Origin of the sequence: Hanstruepera ponticola (assembly GCF_002940745.1) — a bacterium.
Classification (GTDB): domain Bacteria; phylum Bacteroidota; class Bacteroidia; order Flavobacteriales; family Flavobacteriaceae; genus Hanstruepera; species Hanstruepera ponticola.
This window is the reverse complement of the sequence record NZ_POTB01000002.1, coordinates 16,519-32,507: the sequence shown is the minus strand read 5'-3', so window position 1 is coordinate 32,507 and position 15,989 is coordinate 16,519. Positions and strand designations below refer to the sequence as shown.

Annotated in this window: 16 protein-coding genes; 6 read left to right on the top strand and 10 right to left on the bottom strand. The window is 33.0% G+C overall.

Going from position 1 to position 15,989, the window contains the following annotated elements; genetic code table 11:
- Positions 1 to 4 precede the first annotated feature (4 nt).
- The 4 genes from C1S72_RS11635 to C1S72_RS11620 all read right to left on the bottom strand — a co-directional run bounded on the left by C1S72_RS11635 (position 5) and on the right by C1S72_RS11620 (position 3,028).
- Positions 5 to 769: a hypothetical protein gene (locus C1S72_RS11635; protein ID WP_162919979.1), complete on the bottom strand. Its 765-nt coding sequence runs from the start codon at positions 767 to 769 to the stop codon at positions 5 to 7.
- Positions 770 to 943: 174 nt separating this feature from the next.
- Positions 944 to 1,483 (bottom strand): RsmD family RNA methyltransferase, encoded by a 540-nt coding sequence (locus C1S72_RS11630; RefSeq protein ID WP_104735903.1) that lies wholly within the window; start codon positions 1,481 to 1,483, stop codon positions 944 to 946.
- Complete coding sequence (locus tag C1S72_RS11625; RefSeq protein WP_230401640.1) at positions 1,483 to 2,340, bottom strand: DUF3822 family protein; 858 nt, start codon at positions 2,338 to 2,340, stop codon at positions 1,483 to 1,485. The genes C1S72_RS11630 and C1S72_RS11625 overlap by 1 nt, the downstream gene beginning before the upstream one ends.
- The gene (locus C1S72_RS11620; RefSeq protein ID WP_205527094.1) at positions 2,288 to 3,028 is read right to left on the bottom strand and encodes a hypothetical protein; all 741 of its coding nucleotides are present in this window, start codon (positions 3,026 to 3,028) and stop codon (positions 2,288 to 2,290) included. The genes C1S72_RS11625 and C1S72_RS11620 overlap by 53 nt, the downstream gene beginning before the upstream one ends.
- A gap of 121 nt (positions 3,029 to 3,149) precedes the next feature.
- Between C1S72_RS11620 and C1S72_RS11615 the strand changes: the two genes are divergently transcribed.
- The 5 genes from C1S72_RS11615 to C1S72_RS11595 all read left to right on the top strand — a co-directional run bounded on the left by C1S72_RS11615 (position 3,150) and on the right by C1S72_RS11595 (position 7,787).
- The gene (locus C1S72_RS11615) at positions 3,150 to 4,574 is read left to right on the top strand and encodes an ATP-dependent DNA helicase (protein WP_104735901.1); all 1,425 of its coding nucleotides are present in this window, start codon (positions 3,150 to 3,152) and stop codon (positions 4,572 to 4,574) included.
- Positions 4,575 to 4,696: 122 nt separating this feature from the next.
- On the top strand, positions 4,697 to 5,428 hold the full coding sequence (gene kdsB, locus C1S72_RS11610) for a 3-deoxy-manno-octulosonate cytidylyltransferase (protein ID WP_104735900.1): 732 nt from the start codon (positions 4,697 to 4,699) through the stop codon (positions 5,426 to 5,428).
- Positions 5,419 to 6,123, top strand: coding sequence for an HAD family hydrolase (locus C1S72_RS11605; protein WP_104735899.1), 705 nt, complete (start codon positions 5,419 to 5,421; stop codon positions 6,121 to 6,123). Before kdsB ends, C1S72_RS11605 begins: the two co-directional genes overlap by 10 nt.
- 31 nt (positions 6,124 to 6,154) lie before the next feature.
- Complete coding sequence (locus C1S72_RS11600; protein WP_230401639.1) at positions 6,155 to 7,237, top strand: iron-containing alcohol dehydrogenase family protein; 1,083 nt, start codon at positions 6,155 to 6,157, stop codon at positions 7,235 to 7,237.
- A gap of 1 nt (position 7,238) precedes the next feature.
- Positions 7,239 to 7,787: a 1-acyl-sn-glycerol-3-phosphate acyltransferase gene (locus C1S72_RS11595; RefSeq protein WP_104735898.1), complete on the top strand. Its 549-nt coding sequence runs from the start codon at positions 7,239 to 7,241 to the stop codon at positions 7,785 to 7,787.
- 122 nt (positions 7,788 to 7,909) lie between these two features.
- On the opposite strand, the gene C1S72_RS11590 is transcribed toward C1S72_RS11595, so the two are convergent.
- The 6 genes from C1S72_RS11590 to gcvT form a co-directional block, all read right to left on the bottom strand.
- The gene (locus tag C1S72_RS11590) at positions 7,910 to 9,349 is read right to left on the bottom strand and encodes a carboxypeptidase-like regulatory domain-containing protein (RefSeq protein ID WP_104735897.1); all 1,440 of its coding nucleotides are present in this window, start codon (positions 9,347 to 9,349) and stop codon (positions 7,910 to 7,912) included.
- Positions 9,350 to 9,495: 146 nt separating this feature from the next.
- Positions 9,496 to 10,242, bottom strand: a complete 747-nt coding sequence (locus tag C1S72_RS11585) for a YebC/PmpR family DNA-binding transcriptional regulator (protein WP_104735896.1) — start codon at positions 10,240 to 10,242, stop codon at positions 9,496 to 9,498.
- 62 nt (positions 10,243 to 10,304) lie between these two features.
- Positions 10,305 to 10,595, bottom strand: coding sequence for a 4a-hydroxytetrahydrobiopterin dehydratase (locus tag C1S72_RS11580; protein ID WP_104735895.1), 291 nt, complete (start codon positions 10,593 to 10,595; stop codon positions 10,305 to 10,307).
- Between the two features lie 50 nt (positions 10,596 to 10,645).
- Entirely contained in the window at positions 10,646 to 11,476 is an 831-nt protein-coding gene (locus tag C1S72_RS11575; protein ID WP_104735894.1) for a sugar nucleotide-binding protein, read from the bottom strand.
- 22 nt (positions 11,477 to 11,498) lie between these two features.
- Positions 11,499 to 12,413, bottom strand: coding sequence for a glutaminase (locus C1S72_RS11570; RefSeq protein WP_104735893.1), 915 nt, complete (start codon positions 12,411 to 12,413; stop codon positions 11,499 to 11,501).
- Positions 12,414 to 12,417: 4 nt separating this feature from the next.
- Positions 12,418 to 13,500, bottom strand: a complete 1,083-nt coding sequence (gene gcvT / locus C1S72_RS11565; RefSeq protein ID WP_104735892.1) for a glycine cleavage system aminomethyltransferase GcvT — start codon at positions 13,498 to 13,500, stop codon at positions 12,418 to 12,420.
- 197 nt (positions 13,501 to 13,697) lie between these two features.
- On the opposite strand from gcvT, the gene C1S72_RS11560 reads away from it, so the two are divergent.
- Positions 13,698 to 15,332, top strand: a complete 1,635-nt coding sequence (locus C1S72_RS11560; RefSeq protein WP_104735891.1) for an aminopeptidase P N-terminal domain-containing protein — start codon at positions 13,698 to 13,700, stop codon at positions 15,330 to 15,332.
- The last annotated feature ends 657 nt before the right edge of the window (positions 15,333 to 15,989 follow it).

Genomic DNA, 15,989 nt, shown 5'->3' with positions numbered 1-15,989 from the left:
ATTTTTAGTTTTTTGGTTGGTAACTTAAATCAGGTCTCACTCGCCCTTCTATTTTATCATAGCGTGTTGTAGATTGTATAACCTTAAAGAAATTAGCTTGATCTTCTTCAGTAAAAGTTTCATCGTTCAGTTTACCATTTTGTGCTATTTCCAATCCGTCTTTCCCAGAAATGGACACCATGTAATAGCTTTCATCACTTCCAAAGCCACTATGATAAACGCTATAGCCATTTTTAATGCCTCTTTTTTGAAACATAGCTTGAATATCTTTCATGCCTTCTTTCATGGCCTTTCCATTTTTTGGTGCGTAATAAAGAAAATGGTATTCACGATGATTCTTGCCTTCCATTGAGCCTTCGCTTTCAGGATGATAAGACATTTCAGGTAAGTAATGAACAACATTGTCATGGTGAGAATCGTAGCACTCATTCATTTTCTCAAAAAGGGCATCAGCTTTATCTTCTCCCATCTTCTTATATAGATCTTCCATCATATTTTTGTCTAGTTCAGACATGTTTTTAATAGGAGTAACATAGACATAGCGGCCATCTTCAATACTTAACGCTGTCCAGCTTACATCTTTTATGTTGTGTTTTTCAAAATTACTTTTAAGTTCTTTTGCAGCTTCTTCATACTGCATCATTTTGTCAAATTTCACGTTGTCTGTATGCACAGTAAACATGGTTGGTTGGCTATCTTGTGCTGAAACACTAAAAAGTGCACATAAAACGAGTGTGTGGAAAATAATTCCTCTTTTAAAAATTTTCATAATTAATGGTTTTGGTTAGAAAAATTGTTGATTAATAGTCAAATACTAACCATAGCAATGTAGCGGTTGTGTTCAATAAAAAGGGGATGCGTAATGTGCTATTTATTATTGAGTGCTATAAAGAGAAATCTAAATTACTGAAAAAAAACGAATTAGAGAAAAAAATATTTGGGTTTAAGGTGCTTCAAAAAAACTAAACACATTGCCACCATAACTTTTGGAGTAGCTAAAGTTTGGAAATTCACTTAAATTTGTGTGTTTGGAATGTTCAATGATTAATAGACCAGAATCTTCTAAAAGTTGATTGTTAAATACTAACTCTGGAATTTTAGAAAACAAATCTAATGAGAAATTATATGGTGGATCGGCAAAAATAATGGTATTTTTATTTTGAGCAGATTCTAGGTATTTAAAAACATCACTCTTAATGGTGTTTATTGGCATTTCAAAATCATGTGCAGTTTTATTTATAAACTTAATGCAGTCATAATCGGCATCAACACTTGTAATATTATTTGTTCCTCTAGAAGCAAATTCATAACTGATATTTCCCGTACCTGCAAATAAATCTAACACTGAAATATCATCAAAGTAATACAAATTATTAAGAATATTGAATAAAGCCTCTTTAGCCATATCAGTCGTTGGCCTGACTGGTAATTTTTTTGGTGCATTAATACGCCTTCCTTTGTATGTTCCTGATATAATACGCATTAGAAACTATGTATTAGTGGAAAATTAGAATGATTGGAAGCAGGCTCGTTCTTAAATTTGTAATCATCAAATCGGGTTCCAAAACTTACATGTCTTATATATTTGTAGATAATGTCATAAACATTATCGTTTAATTTAATATCACCCAATAATATGACGTCTATGGATTCAGGATTTAAACCTAACTGCTCTAATGTAAAGAGTAAATAATAAATTAAGTCCTCTTTAGTGTTATATTCAAAAGAATTGTAAAGTATCAAGTTGCCTTTTGAAATAGCAACAATATTAAATTGAGAATGTTCAACATGCACATATACTTTATCGTTTTGGGCATATTTTTCGGCTTCTAAAATTTTTTCGACCAATATGGTTGAAATATGTTTATATGAAAACGCTCCAAACTTTTCATAGATGTAGTTATTTATATTCACATAAGGGACATAAACATTAACACTCTCATTGGTTTTGATCTCATCATAAGCTATGAAATCTGACTTTAATATCTTGGAATTAAACTTTAAATAATCTGCCAAAAGATTACTATCAAATAAGTTTTTGGGTACAAACGTTGAAAGCTCATTGTCATGAATAATTAAAACGTTTTTAAACTCTTTTTGAAGTTCGGTTTCAGATTCAAAAGCATTAATTAAAGTGTCCAGTATCTTGATAGGTGTAACCTTCTTATTCTGGTAGAACGGTTTTAAAAAAGTAATGGTATTTAGTTTTTTGTTTAAAACACAAAAAGAAAGTCCATTCAAACTAATTTGAATGGACAGTTCTAGATTATTTTCTTTTTCTGAAATATTATTCGCTATCACCATAGGTTTTAGGCCAGTTTCCAGAGGTGCTAACTTCATCCATAGATCCTACACGCAATGCATCTCCGTTTACACCATCAACAGAAATGACTTCATTTTCTTGTAAAATCAAATCTCTTTCTTGGTCATATAAAATATCCTCTTTCTTAACAAAAGCTTCAAAAACTGGTATTCTTACATCATCTTCTTCAAGAAATCCAGCTTTCATTGTGAACTTAATTCCTTCTTTAGCAGTAGGAACATTCATCATGGTTTTATATCTATCAGAGCTACCAAATAGTGAATCTCTAACTGATACAAAACCTAATGTATCGATAATGATACTATCTTTTACAGTTTCAACACCACCATATCGTTTGGTCAATTCTTTATCAATAACTGTTGTGTCACGACGTTGTGTAATGGTATATTTTGCGGTATCAATAAATGTTACCAAACCATCAAAATCTCCAGCAAATTTTCCTGTAACTTGTCTGTGCGCTAATTGTGAATCTCTAATATCAATTAAGTTCTCAATAACTTGTAGGTAACGTTTGTTTTTTACTTCATTAAATTTAATAGGCTCATAAATTGACATGAATGTTTGGTAGCCTAGAAAGAAAATTAAGATCCAAAGTAATATAGTTAGTACTGGTTTGAATTTAGATGGAATAAATTTATCTACAAGCCAAACCAAGCCAGTAGTAAGAAGTATAACTGCTACAACTATAAGGATTATTGTTAACATAGTGTTTAATTAATTTAATTAAGGATATACGCAAATCTACAATTTTTTTTTAATCGTAAAAGCCAATGCGACTAAAAATCATTCTTATATTTGATGAAATTAAAATTTTTAATCTGCTTTAATGAATTCAAACGAATTTTATTCCCTTGTTAAACAACAATTTCCATTCCAACCCACATTAAAGCAAGACCTTGTATTACAACAATTATCAAATTTTATTTTTGATAAAAATAAAAAAGGATTATATCTATTAAAAGGGTATGCCGGAACTGGTAAGACAACCATAGTTGGGACTATTGTTACCAATTTATGGAAAGCGAAAAAAAGTGCAGTACTCATGGCACCTACTGGTAGAGCAGCAAAAGTAATATCTAATTATTCAGGTAAAGAAGCTTTCACAATTCACAAGAAAATTTATTTTCCAAAAAAAGAAAAAAGTGGTGGAGTAAAGTTTGTCCTTCAACCCAATAAGCATAAAAACACCTTGTTTATTGTTGATGAATCATCTATGATTCCAGATACTCCAGGCGATTCTAAACTGTTTGAAAATGGCTCCTTATTAGATGATTTAATGCAATATGTTTATTCAGGGCATAATTGTAAACTGCTACTCATTGGTGATACAGCTCAATTACCTCCTGTAAAATTAGACTTAAGTCCAGCATTGAATGAAAACACTTTGGAGTTACATTATAATAAGGATGTAACCAAAATGGAATTGGATGAAGTGGTAAGACAAGAGCAGGAGTCAGGGATTTTACTCAATGCTACCAATTTAAGAGAAACCTTATCAGGAAATAGTTTTGATGATTTTCAGTTTCAACTAAATAACTTTTCAGATATTGTTAGATTAATAGATGGTCATGAAATCATGGATGCCATAAATGGAGCCTATAGCGATCTTGGAAATGAAGAAACAGCAATTATCGTTAGAAGCAACAAACGAGCAAATTTATACAATCAGCAAATAAGAAGTCGTATTCTGTTTAATGAAAATGAATTGACAAGTGGCGATTATCTCATGGTCGTAAAAAACAATTACTTTTGGATTAAACCAACTACTGAAGCAGGGTTTATTGCTAATGGTGATATCATTGAAGTTCTCGAAATATTTAACATTCTAGATTTATACGGTTTTCGTTTTGCAGAGGTAAAAGTTCGCATGGTGGACTACCCAAAAATGAGACCTTTTGAAACCGTTTTATTGTTAGATACTATTTCTGCAGAAACACCATCATTACCTTACGAAGAGTCCAATAGACTCTACCAAGAAGTTATGAAGGATTATCAAGATGAAAAAAGTAATTATAAAAAGTTTTTAGGCGTAAAAAACAATAAATATTTTAATGCTTTGCAAGTTAAGTTTTCTTATGCTATTACATGTCATAAATCACAAGGAGGGCAGTGGCATACAGTCTTTGTTGAGCAACCTTATCTTCCTGAAGGTGTCAATAAGGATTATTTAAGATGGCTATATACTGCCGTTACAAGAGCTAAAGAGAAATTATATTTAATTGGTTTTAAAGATGAGTTTTTTATGGATTAAGCCAAAATAGAATTCAGAAACTATTAATAATTTTTATGATTTTGAATTTTGCAGAAAGATACAATCAGGTAGGTGAAGTTGTATTAATTATGTATTTTTGAATTAGAAACGAAATTACTCCAATGAAGATTATTTCAATGATTCCTGCGCGTTACAGCGCATCTCGATTTCCTGGTAAGTTAATGCAAGATCTTGAAGGCAAGACCGTAATTTTAAGAACTTATGAAGCAACGGTTGCTACCAACCTTTTTGATGAGGTTTTTGTTGTTACAGATAGCGATATCATTTTCAATGAAATAGTGAATAATGGTGGAAATGCAATGATGAGTATTAAGGAACATGAATGTGGTAGTGATAGAATAGCTGAAGCTGTTGAGTATATGACAGATGTAGATATTGTTGTTAATGTTCAGGGAGATGAACCATTTACCGAATTGACGTCATTGCAAAAGCTTATTGACGTGTTTAAAAATGATGCTTCAAAGGAAATAGATCTCGCTTCCTTGATGGTAAATATCACTGATTGGGAAGAAATCAGTAATCCCAATACTGTGAAGGTTATTACAGATAAAAATAATTTTGCGCTTTATTTTTCCCGAAGTCCTATTCCGTTTCCTCGTGATGAAACTGTAAATACTAAATATTTTAAACACAAAGGGGTATATGCCTTTAGAAGAGAAGCGTTATTAGATTTTTATAGATTACCTATGCTAGAACTCGAAGCATCGGAAAAAATAGAATGCATTCGCTATTTGGAGTATAGTAAAAAAATAAAGATGGTTGAAACGGATGTTCAAGGTGTTGAAATTGACACGCCTGAAGATTTGGAACGTGCAAAAAAACTATGGAAATAGATTATAGTGGTATAAAGGTAATTGGATTTGATGCCGATGATACACTTTGGGTCAATGAAACATATTTTAGAGATGCTGAAGAGGCTTTTGGTAAACTATTATCTAAATACGAAACCTTAAATAAAATAGATCAAGAGCTTTTTAAAATGGAGATGAAAAATTTACCATTATATGGTTATGGTGTGAAAGGATTTGTTCTTTCTATGGTCGAAATGGCACTTGAGCTTTCAAATGGTAAAGTATCCAATCACGTAATTAAGGAGATTTTGGACATTGGTAAGGATATGATTAATAAACCTGTAGAGTTGTTAGAAGGTGTTGAGCAAGTTTTAAAAAATCTATCACAAAAATACCGTTTAATACTAGCAACAAAAGGCGACTTATTGGATCAGGAACGAAAGCTTGAAAAATCTGGATTGCTTGATTATTTTCATCATATTGAGGTGTTGAGTGATAAAAAAGAAGTTAATTATTCTAAATTGTTAAATCATTTAGATATAAAACCATCTGAATTTTTAATGATAGGTAATTCGCTAAAATCAGATGTTTTACCATTAATTAACATAAAAGCTCACGCTATTCATGTACCATTTCATACTACATGGCTTCATGAAGAAGTGCATGAAAGTGAGACAAATGGACTGAAATATAAAACCGTAGGGAGTTTATTAGATATTTTACCGCTTATAAATTAAAAAATAATATTTTTGTTACAGAACGAATTACATGAGTTATAAAAATTATCCAATGGTGTCCAGAGTCGTTTTTGGACGCGGCAGTTTTAATCAATTAGATGAAATTATTTCTCCTAAAAGGTTGAGTGTAAAAGCACCTTTTATATTTTTAGTGGATGATGTTTTTAAAGGTAATTCGTGGTTAACTTCAAGAATTCCTCTAGCCTATGAGGATAAGCTTTTATATATATCTGCCAATGAGGAACCCAAAACCTCTCAAGTTGATAAATTGGTTGAAGATATTATTTTAACCAGCAAAGAAAGACCTTCTGGAATTGTAGGTATTGGTGGTGGAACTATTATGGATTTGGCAAAAGCTGTTTCAATTATGCTTACCAATGATGGTGAATCCAAAAACTATCAAGGTTGGGACTTGGTGAAAAATCCAGCAGTTTATCACGTTGGTATCCCAACAATATCGGGAACAGGAGCCGAAGTTTCTAGAACAACCGTTTTAACTGGTCCAGACAAAAAATTAGGTATAAATTCAGATTATACGCCTTTTGATCAGGTTATTTTAGATCCTGAACTTACCAAAGATGTACCAAAACAGCAGTGGTTTTATACAGGGATGGATTGCTTTATTCATTGTATAGAATCCTTAAATGGAACCTTTTTAAATGCTTTTAGTAAAAGCTATGGTGAAAAAGCCTATGAATTGTGTAATGAACTGTTTTTAGACAACAATTTAACTCCTGAAGAGGCGCAGGATAAACTCATGATGGCATCTTGGCATGGAGGTATGAGTATTGCATATTCTCAAGTAGGTGTAGCACATGCTATGAGTTATGGTTTAGGATATGTTTTAGGAACAAAACATGGTATTGGAAATTGTATTGTATTTGATCATTTGGAAGAATTTTATCCAGAAGGTGTAGCCTTGTTTAAGAAAATGAAAGCCAAAAACAACATTGAAATTCCAAAAGGGTTATGTGATAATTTGAGCGATGATGAGTTCAACACTATGATAAATGTTGCCATGGGATTAGAGCCACTGTGGGAGAATGCTATAGGTAAAAACTGGAAAAAAGTTATTACACCCCAAAAATTAAAAGATCTTTATCAAAAAATGTAATATGCGTTGGCTGGCCAAATTCATCTATTTTAAAGTATTGGGCTGGAAAGTTGTGGGTAATACCAACATGTCTAAAGACACAGTAAAAAAAGCCGTATTAATAGCCGTTCCGCATACCAGTTGGCATGATTTCTATATTGGCGTTCTTTTACGAAAGGTTATTGGTGTCAAGTCAAATTTTATCGGAAAAAAAGAACTGTTTATTGGTCCTTTTGGATGGTATTTAAAAGCTATTGGAGGTGCACCTATAGACAGAAGTTCTAATCAAAATAAGGTGGAAGCAATTGCCAAATTATTTGAAGAACGTGAAGAATTTAGATTAGCTTTAGCGCCAGAAGGTACCAGAAAAAAAGTTAGTGAATGGCGAACAGGTTTTTATTACATTGCGAAAGCTGCAAATGTGCCCATCATTATGTTTACATTGGATTTTCAAAATAAACAAAACAGAATATCTGAACCCTTTTATCCTACGGATGATATTGAAGCCGATTTTACTTTCATGAAAAATTTCTTCAAGGGTGTTAAAGGTAAAATCCCTGAATACTCTTGATTTTTGGCATGAATTTTGAAAATATTTTAATGTGTAAATGAAACATAAAGTAAACGATTAAGTCCCTAAAAAGAAACATTTACCAATAAAAAAGCTACTTATTCTAAAGTAGCTTTTTCATTTTAGTCAGTGACTTTAAATTCTTTCATTTCTTTCAGTGGTTCAAGTACATTGTAATCAGACCAAATTGAGGGATCATATGTTTTGATATTTTCGTAGTCTATGCTTTTAGACTCTACAGCATTATTATAATCAGCGCTAGTGATTTCTTGTATCTCTAGCATAAGTATTTCGGAACGTTCTTTAAAAGTACCTTCTATTTTGAAATTAAAGGCTACTTTATCTCCGTTGGCGTTGTCAATAAACTTTATGGGACGGTTTACATAAAAATATCTGTCAACTTGTTCACTTATATAGTAAGGATAGTAATGGGTGTCATTATGCTTTTTGTAAGCTACTGATCCTGCTCTATTTTTTTCTACATACTTTATTCCTAAAAGCAAACGCAGATTGAATTTTTCACCAATTCTATTTTCATAAAACTTATAATCAGCCCTTATAACAGCAAAGGTTTCGTTGGAAATATACATGGTACCTGTGTATTTTGCAGAGCTTCTTCTGGGTTCAAAATTCACGATATATACAATTTCATTATTTAGAAGAGTCAAATCTTCTAGTTCGTAACGATATTTTCTTGTTTCGCTTACAAAATCTAAATCAGGCTCGTTTGATATTAGGCTGTTGTTTTTAATGATTCCAAAGGTGGCATTTCTAACATTTTTAACCGAACTTATACTATCTCCCATTTTATCCTCTCTATTATCAAGCGAAACAGAATCTGATATTTTAAACAATCCTGATTTTACAGTATAAACACTATTTTTGTCCAGATGTTTTAAAACAATATCATTTCCTTTCTCGGCAACTTTTTCCAATGATTGGTCATTTTTTTCATCAAGAAGTTTAACGGCTTTTTCAACGTTTAATTTAGCTTTATTTTCATCCAAGATATACAGTGTAGAAACCACATCGGTATATTGTTTTGATTTATTGTTCAATAGGGATGTTTCCAAAGCATCAAAATCCTGATTAAAAGCTTCTAGTTGTTTCTTTTTAAAATTTGATGATTTTTCAATTTCAAAATCAGCAGTTTTTCCAACTATATATTCAGTTCGTCTTCCAAAAAACTTCATTGCTTGCAAGTCTATTTTGTAGTTCTTTTTCAAATTTGCATTAACATAGTGCATAATTGAATCAACACCCAAATTTCGGTCAGTAATATAAACTTCGGAAAGTTCATTAACGCGTTCATTAAGCGTATAATTTTGGGAAGAAAATTCTTGTAACTGCATGCCTAGTTTTTCATAACCAAGACAGGATATAGTCACAGAATCAGACGCCTTAAAACCAGAAGTTACGATTGAAAAATTACCCTCATCGTTTGATATAACACCATAATCTTCACCTATTTGAATGGTGGCAAAAGGAATAGCTTCATTTTTTTGATTTTGGATTTTTCCTTTTACAGTTTGGGCAAGGCCATAATAATTAAAAATTATCATAGCAAATAAAAATAGTAGGCGAGGAGTATACTGATTAGTCATATGTTTTTACTTATCAAACGTTTTTATAGACGTTTTGTTACTTATAAAAATAAAAATCCTAAACGAGAAGTTTAGGATTTTTAGGTTAAATTATGTGTAAATTTTTATTCAGTGCTTTCTTCCATGGTGTGGTAAACGTTTTGAACGTCATCATCTTCTTCTAATTTTTCTAAAAGTTTTTCAACATCTGCTACCTGTTCAGTATTTAAAGGTTTAGTGACTTGAGGGATACGCTCAAATCCAGAAGATAAAATTTCAATATTATTTTCTTCTAAATAGGATTGTATTTTTCCAAAACTTTCAAAAGGTGCATAAATCATAACACTATTAATTTCATTTCCATCAGCATCCTCATCGGTATCTTCAAAGATTTCTTCAACACCAAAATCTATAAGTTCTAATTCTAGTTCTTCTAAATCAAGTTCCTCACCTTTTATTTTAAAATTACAAGTATGATCAAACATAAATACAACAGAACCTGATGTTCCCAAACTGCCATCACATTTATTAAAGTAACTTCTAACATTGGCCACAGTTCTGGTATTATTATCAGTTGCAGTTTCAACTAATACAGCAATACCGTGAGGCGCATAACCTTCAAAAATCACTTCTTTATAGTCCCCTTGATTTTTATCACTCGCGCGTTTTATAGCACGTTCAATATTATCTTTGGGCATATTTACAGCTTTGGCATTTTGAATCACGGCACGTAATCTAGAATTACTATCGGGATCAGGACCACCTTCTTTAACTGCCATTACAATATCCTTTCCAATTCTAGTGAAGGCCTTACTCATAGCAGACCAACGTTTCATTTTTCGTGCTTTACGGAATTCAAAAGCTCTTCCCATATAGTATGTTTTAAAAGTTGAATGACAAATTTAATAAAAATGCCATGCTATAAAAAAATCTTTTAATCCTGAACTTCAACAATCATTTCGATGGCTTCAGCTAGTCTAAAATCCTTATCTGTAACTCCGCTGGCATCATGTGTTGACAATGAAATGGACAATATGTTATATACGTTAGTCCATTCTGGGTGATGGTTTTGCGCTTCACATTCAAAAGCAATCCGACTCATGGCACTAAAACAGTCTTTGAAATTATCAAATTCAAACTCTGCATGAAGTGCACCATCAAAATACTCCCAATCTGGGAAACGCAGTAACTTTTTTTCAATGTCTTGGGGATTTAGTTTTTTCATGGGAATAGGTTTAATAACTAAAAGTAGTGAAATACTTGGTAAAACTAAATTTATTGTAGCAATTCTTTTAAAACATCCTTACTCTGCAATTGCAAGTGTTTCGGGAGTAAATGTTCTTTGGGTAGTACGGCCAGATACCTATCATCATTAGTGGTGTATACACGTTTTATAATGGCATTTTTAGCCCCTAAAGACGCAATGATTTCTTCTATAAAAGATTCATGATGAACTAAATCCTGACTCCCTAAATGATAAATACCAGATTTGTTACGATTTATTATATAATGAATTTGCTGTGTGACTTTGAGATCTGAAGTTACATTCATAATTAAATTAGGAAATACTTCAATAGGCTCTTTTTCTTTCAACAGTAACTTTATTTCTTCAACTCTTGGAGCATGTTTTCCCAATACCATAGGTAGTCTTAAAATGGCTACTTGTTTTTTGGGTAAACGCATAAGCATGTTTTCAATTTTTATTTTGAAATGCCCATAAACACTATTACTGTATGTTTTATCATTTTCATAACTCGGATACTTACTGTAACCATCAAATACATTGGCAGATGATAAGAATAACATTTTACACTTATGTGATTTCATGTAATCTACTATGTGCGTATGAGCAATAACTTGAGCAGAAAAGTCTCCCCGTAATGTAGAAATTATTATCGTTGGTTTTACAATGTTCAAGATTTCAAAAACATCATCTTCTTCAACATTATAATGAAAGAAATGATGGTTTTTTTTAAACTCTTTTTTAGGCGTTCTATACGTGCCGAAAGTCCGAAAGTATCCACAGAGTTCCTTGTAAATCGCATACCCAATAAAACCACTGGCGCCAAGAATTAATATGGTATGTTTATTTTCTACTTTCTTCACTTACATATTAATAATAAACGAATTAAAAAATAGACTGATTGGCTAGTGTGGTAAATTGTTCAAGGGCTTGCATACCTAGTTTGGAGTTGCCACGCTCATTTAATCCTGGAGACCATACGGATATTACAAACTCATTGGGCAGTAAAGCAACAATTCCTCCACCAACTCCACTTTTGCCAGGTAATCCAACTTCAAAGGCAAATTCGCCAGCCTCATCATAAAATCCACAGGTAAGCATAATGGCATTAATACGCTTTGCTTGACTTTTTGTGAGTCTGCTTTTACGTGCTAAACATTCGCCTTGGTTTGCGAAAAGATAGAAGGCTTTAGTGAGTTGTGAACAAGACATTTCCAATGAGCATTGATGAAAATAAAAATCTAAAACAACATCTACGTCGTTATTTAAGTTGTTAAAAGATTTAAGAAGATTAGCAGCTGCATAGTTTGTATACCCTGTTTCTTTTTCTGATTGTGCTACTTTGTAGTTGTAATCAATGCTGTTATCACCAGTAATCTCGCGAACATAATCTAAAAAGTCTGACTTGGGATTTTTTAATTTTGAAACCAAAATATCTGCAATGACTATAGCACCAGAATTTATAAATGGATTCCTAGGGATGCCATTTTCTAATTCTAAAAGTGACAAATGATTAAAGGGATTACCAGATGGTTCAACATCTAGGCGTTCCCAAATTGCTGTGTCAATATGAGACATAGCTAAAGCGAGTGAAAATACTTTTGAGATACTTTGAATTGAAAATTTTTGTTCAGAATTGCCAATGGCATATTCTTTACCTGAAACCAAATGCAAATGAACACCAAAATTATTAATATCAACATTGGCTAATTCCGGAATATAACTGGCTATTTTACCTTTGTCTTTTTCCTTTGAGACGGTTTGATTTATACGTTCTAAAATGTTGTGGTAATCAATCATGATACTACCCTTTATAAAAAGGTAATTTGACTACAGTGGCAGGGACAGCATTTTTACGAATTTGTATATGTATTTTGCTATCAATATCAGAGAATATTGTTGGAACATACCCTAAACCAATACCTTTTCCTAAAGATGGAGACATCGTACCAGAAGTCACTTCACCAATTTTTTTACCTTGACCATCTACAATGTCATAACCTTGACGAGGAATACCTCTTTCGTCCAATTCAAAGGCTACTAATTTTCTGCTTGGTCCGCGACGTTTTTCATCTTCTAAAGCTTCAGAATTAGTAAACGCTTTAGTGAATTTGGTTATCCAACCTAATCCAGCTTCAATGGGTGATGTAGAATCGTTAATGTCATTTCCATAAAGGCAATAGCCCATTTCTAAACGTAAAGTATCACGAGCAGCCAGACCAATGGGCTTAATACCAAAATCTGCACCAGCTTCAAATACCTTATCCCATATTTGCTTTACTTCACTGTTTTTACAATAAATTTCAAATCCGCCACTACCTGTATAACCAGTTGCAGAAATTATAACATGCTCAATACCTGCAAAGTCGCCAACTATAAAATTGTAGAATTTTATTTCTGATAAGTCATGACTGGTCAAACTTTGCATGGCTTCAATAGCTTTAGGACCTTGAATTGCCAAGAGGGAATAGTCCTCACTTAAATCACGCATAGTAGCCCCAACATCATTTTTAGAGCTAATCCAATTCCAATCTTTTTCAATATTACTAGCGTTAACAACCAATAAATAGGTTTCTTCCTTGACACGATAAACTATTAAATCATCAATAATACCACCATTGTCATTTGGCAAGCAGCTATACTGTGCTTTGCCGACTGTTAATTTTGAAGCATCATTACTCGTCACTTTTTGAATAAGTTCTAAAGCATGAGGGCCTTCTATTAAAAATTCACCCATATGTGATACATCAAACACACCAACAGCATTACGTACAGTTTCGTGTTCTATATTTACGCCTTCATATTGTACTGGCATATTGTATCCTGCAAAAGGAACCATTTTTGCACCAAGTGCTATGTGTGTTTCAGTTAAAGCGGTATTTTTCATCAAAAAATAGGTTTTGATTCCGTTGTTACGAAATGCGATTTATTTGTCATTAATTTACTCGCAAAAGTATTGAAAATTATCTGTTTTATTTTAGGATTGGGTTGATATTCTGCAATTAAAACTTTGTTAATTTTTTTTATTTATATGGTGCTTTTCACAATTAAAAATTATTTTAGGGCTCTTAAAACTAATTCATAATGAAACTAAAATTATTTATTCTTTGCTCACTTTTCTTTTCAATGACCATTTTTGCACAAGATGGTTTGCCAACCGATTATTTGAGTGCTGATTTCCACAAAGAAAGACGTGCTGCTTTGCGGGCTAAAATGGCTGATAACAGTGTTGCTGTATTTTTTGCCAATCCCGTGAGAAATCGCGCTAACGATGTGGATTATGTGTATCATCAAGATCCTAATTTCTACTACTTAACAGGTTATAAAGAACCTCATGCTGTATTGGTGGTTTTTAAAGACAATCAAACCGATGACAAGGGTAATACCTATAATGAAATTTTATATGTACAGGAACGAAATGCGCAAGCAGAGCAGTGGACAGGAAGACGCTTAGGAATAGAAGGTGCTAAAAATCAATTGGGTTTTGATGTGGCCTACAATGGGTCTGAATTTGCGAACTCTGGAATAGATTATAGCGCGTTTAACAAAGTCATGTTTAATAATTTTAATAATGATTATCGTGATTCTAAACGTGATAAAGCCGATTTATACAGTTTAGTAGAATCGTTTAAAACTCAAGTAAATTTTGACGAATCTGTTGATGAAGATCCCATAAAAAAGCGTGTTTATGAGATGATAAAAGCTACAGAGGTAGAAAATAGTGCTAATGTAGCACAGATGATTAGCAGGGCTTTTGAGCAGTTTCCAGATTTGGAAAACGATGAGGTTATTGCTGGTTATGTAAACGCTACTGATGATAAAACCCGTATTGAGTTGAAGCAACAGGTTATTAAAATTGAATTGGAAGCACCAAAAAGTAATTTAGATACAAAATCATTATCAACTATTATGGCAAGTTTACGCCAGTTGAAGACAGAAGAAGAAATGGTTTTACTGAATAAAGCTGTGCGAATTTCGGCAATGGGGCAACGCGAGATTATGAAAGCTATGCATCCTGGTATGTCTGAAACCGAAGTACAAGGTATACATGAGTATGTTTACAAAAAATATGGTAGTGAGTATGAAGGTTATCCAAGTATTGTTGGAGCAGGAAACAATGGTTGTGTATTGCACTACATAGAAAACACGAAAATGAAATTGGAAAACGATTTGGTCTTAATGGATTTAGGTGCTGAATATCATGGCTATACAGCCGATGTTACCCGAACTATACCAGCAAATGGTAAATTCACACCAGAGCAAAAAGCTGTTTACGATATTGTTTATGATGCCCAAGAGGCAGGTATTGCGGCTTCTACAGTTGGTGCACCATTTAGGTCTGTTGATGCAGCTAGTAGAAAAGTGGTTAATGAAGGTTTAGTAAGATTAGGCATTGTTAAAACAGTAGATGAAGCACGCCAATATTTCCCTCATGGAACTTCACATTATTTAGGGTTAGACGTTCATGATCCAGGCGATTATGGTGATTTACAAGCTAATATGGTTATTACGGTTGAGCCTGGTATTTATATTCCAGACGGAAGTCCTTGTGATGAAAAATGGTGGGGCATTGCTGTACGTATTGAAGATGATATTTTAATTACTGATAAAGGTCCTGTAAACTTATCAGCCGAAGCACCACGCAAGTCTGATGAAATTGAAGCCTTAATGAAAGAAAAAAGTGCTTTGGATGACTTTGTATTACCGAAGTTAGATTAGATACAAACGAATTACTATTTATAAAGACCCAAATAGCTTGTGATAGTTGTTTGGGTTTGTTTTTATTGACGATTGACGATTGACGATTGATGACAGATGACCGATGATTCTCGACGCTAAAGGTCGGGAAACGTGTTGATTTGTCAATTTGGTTATTGGTTGATCGTCATTACGAGGGAGGTACGACCGAAGTAATCTATTTGTTTACTTATGGACTATGAGATTGCTTCACTATGTTCGCAATAACGTCTTGATGACTGTTGGAACGAACAATAACTCTTGGGGAACGACTAATCACACTCGGGGAATGACCAATCACGCTCGGGGAATGACCAATCACGCTCGGGGAACGACCAATCACTCATAGGGAATGACCAATAACGCTTGGGGAACGACCAATCACTCATAGGGAATGACCAATAACGCTTGGGGAACGACCAATCACGCAACTGGAATGGTTAAAAACTGAACGTGAACGCTTAATAACGCAGGTGTACCACGCAATCACGCAATTGTAATTCTTAATCAAAACTTTGTAGAGGCTAATAAGAAGTCTAGAATATTTAATGAAAAGCTCGGGATGCTATATCAGGACTAGTATATGATGAAACTTATAGAAGCACTTTAGTGAAAAATTAATGTGTTTTACTTGTTTTT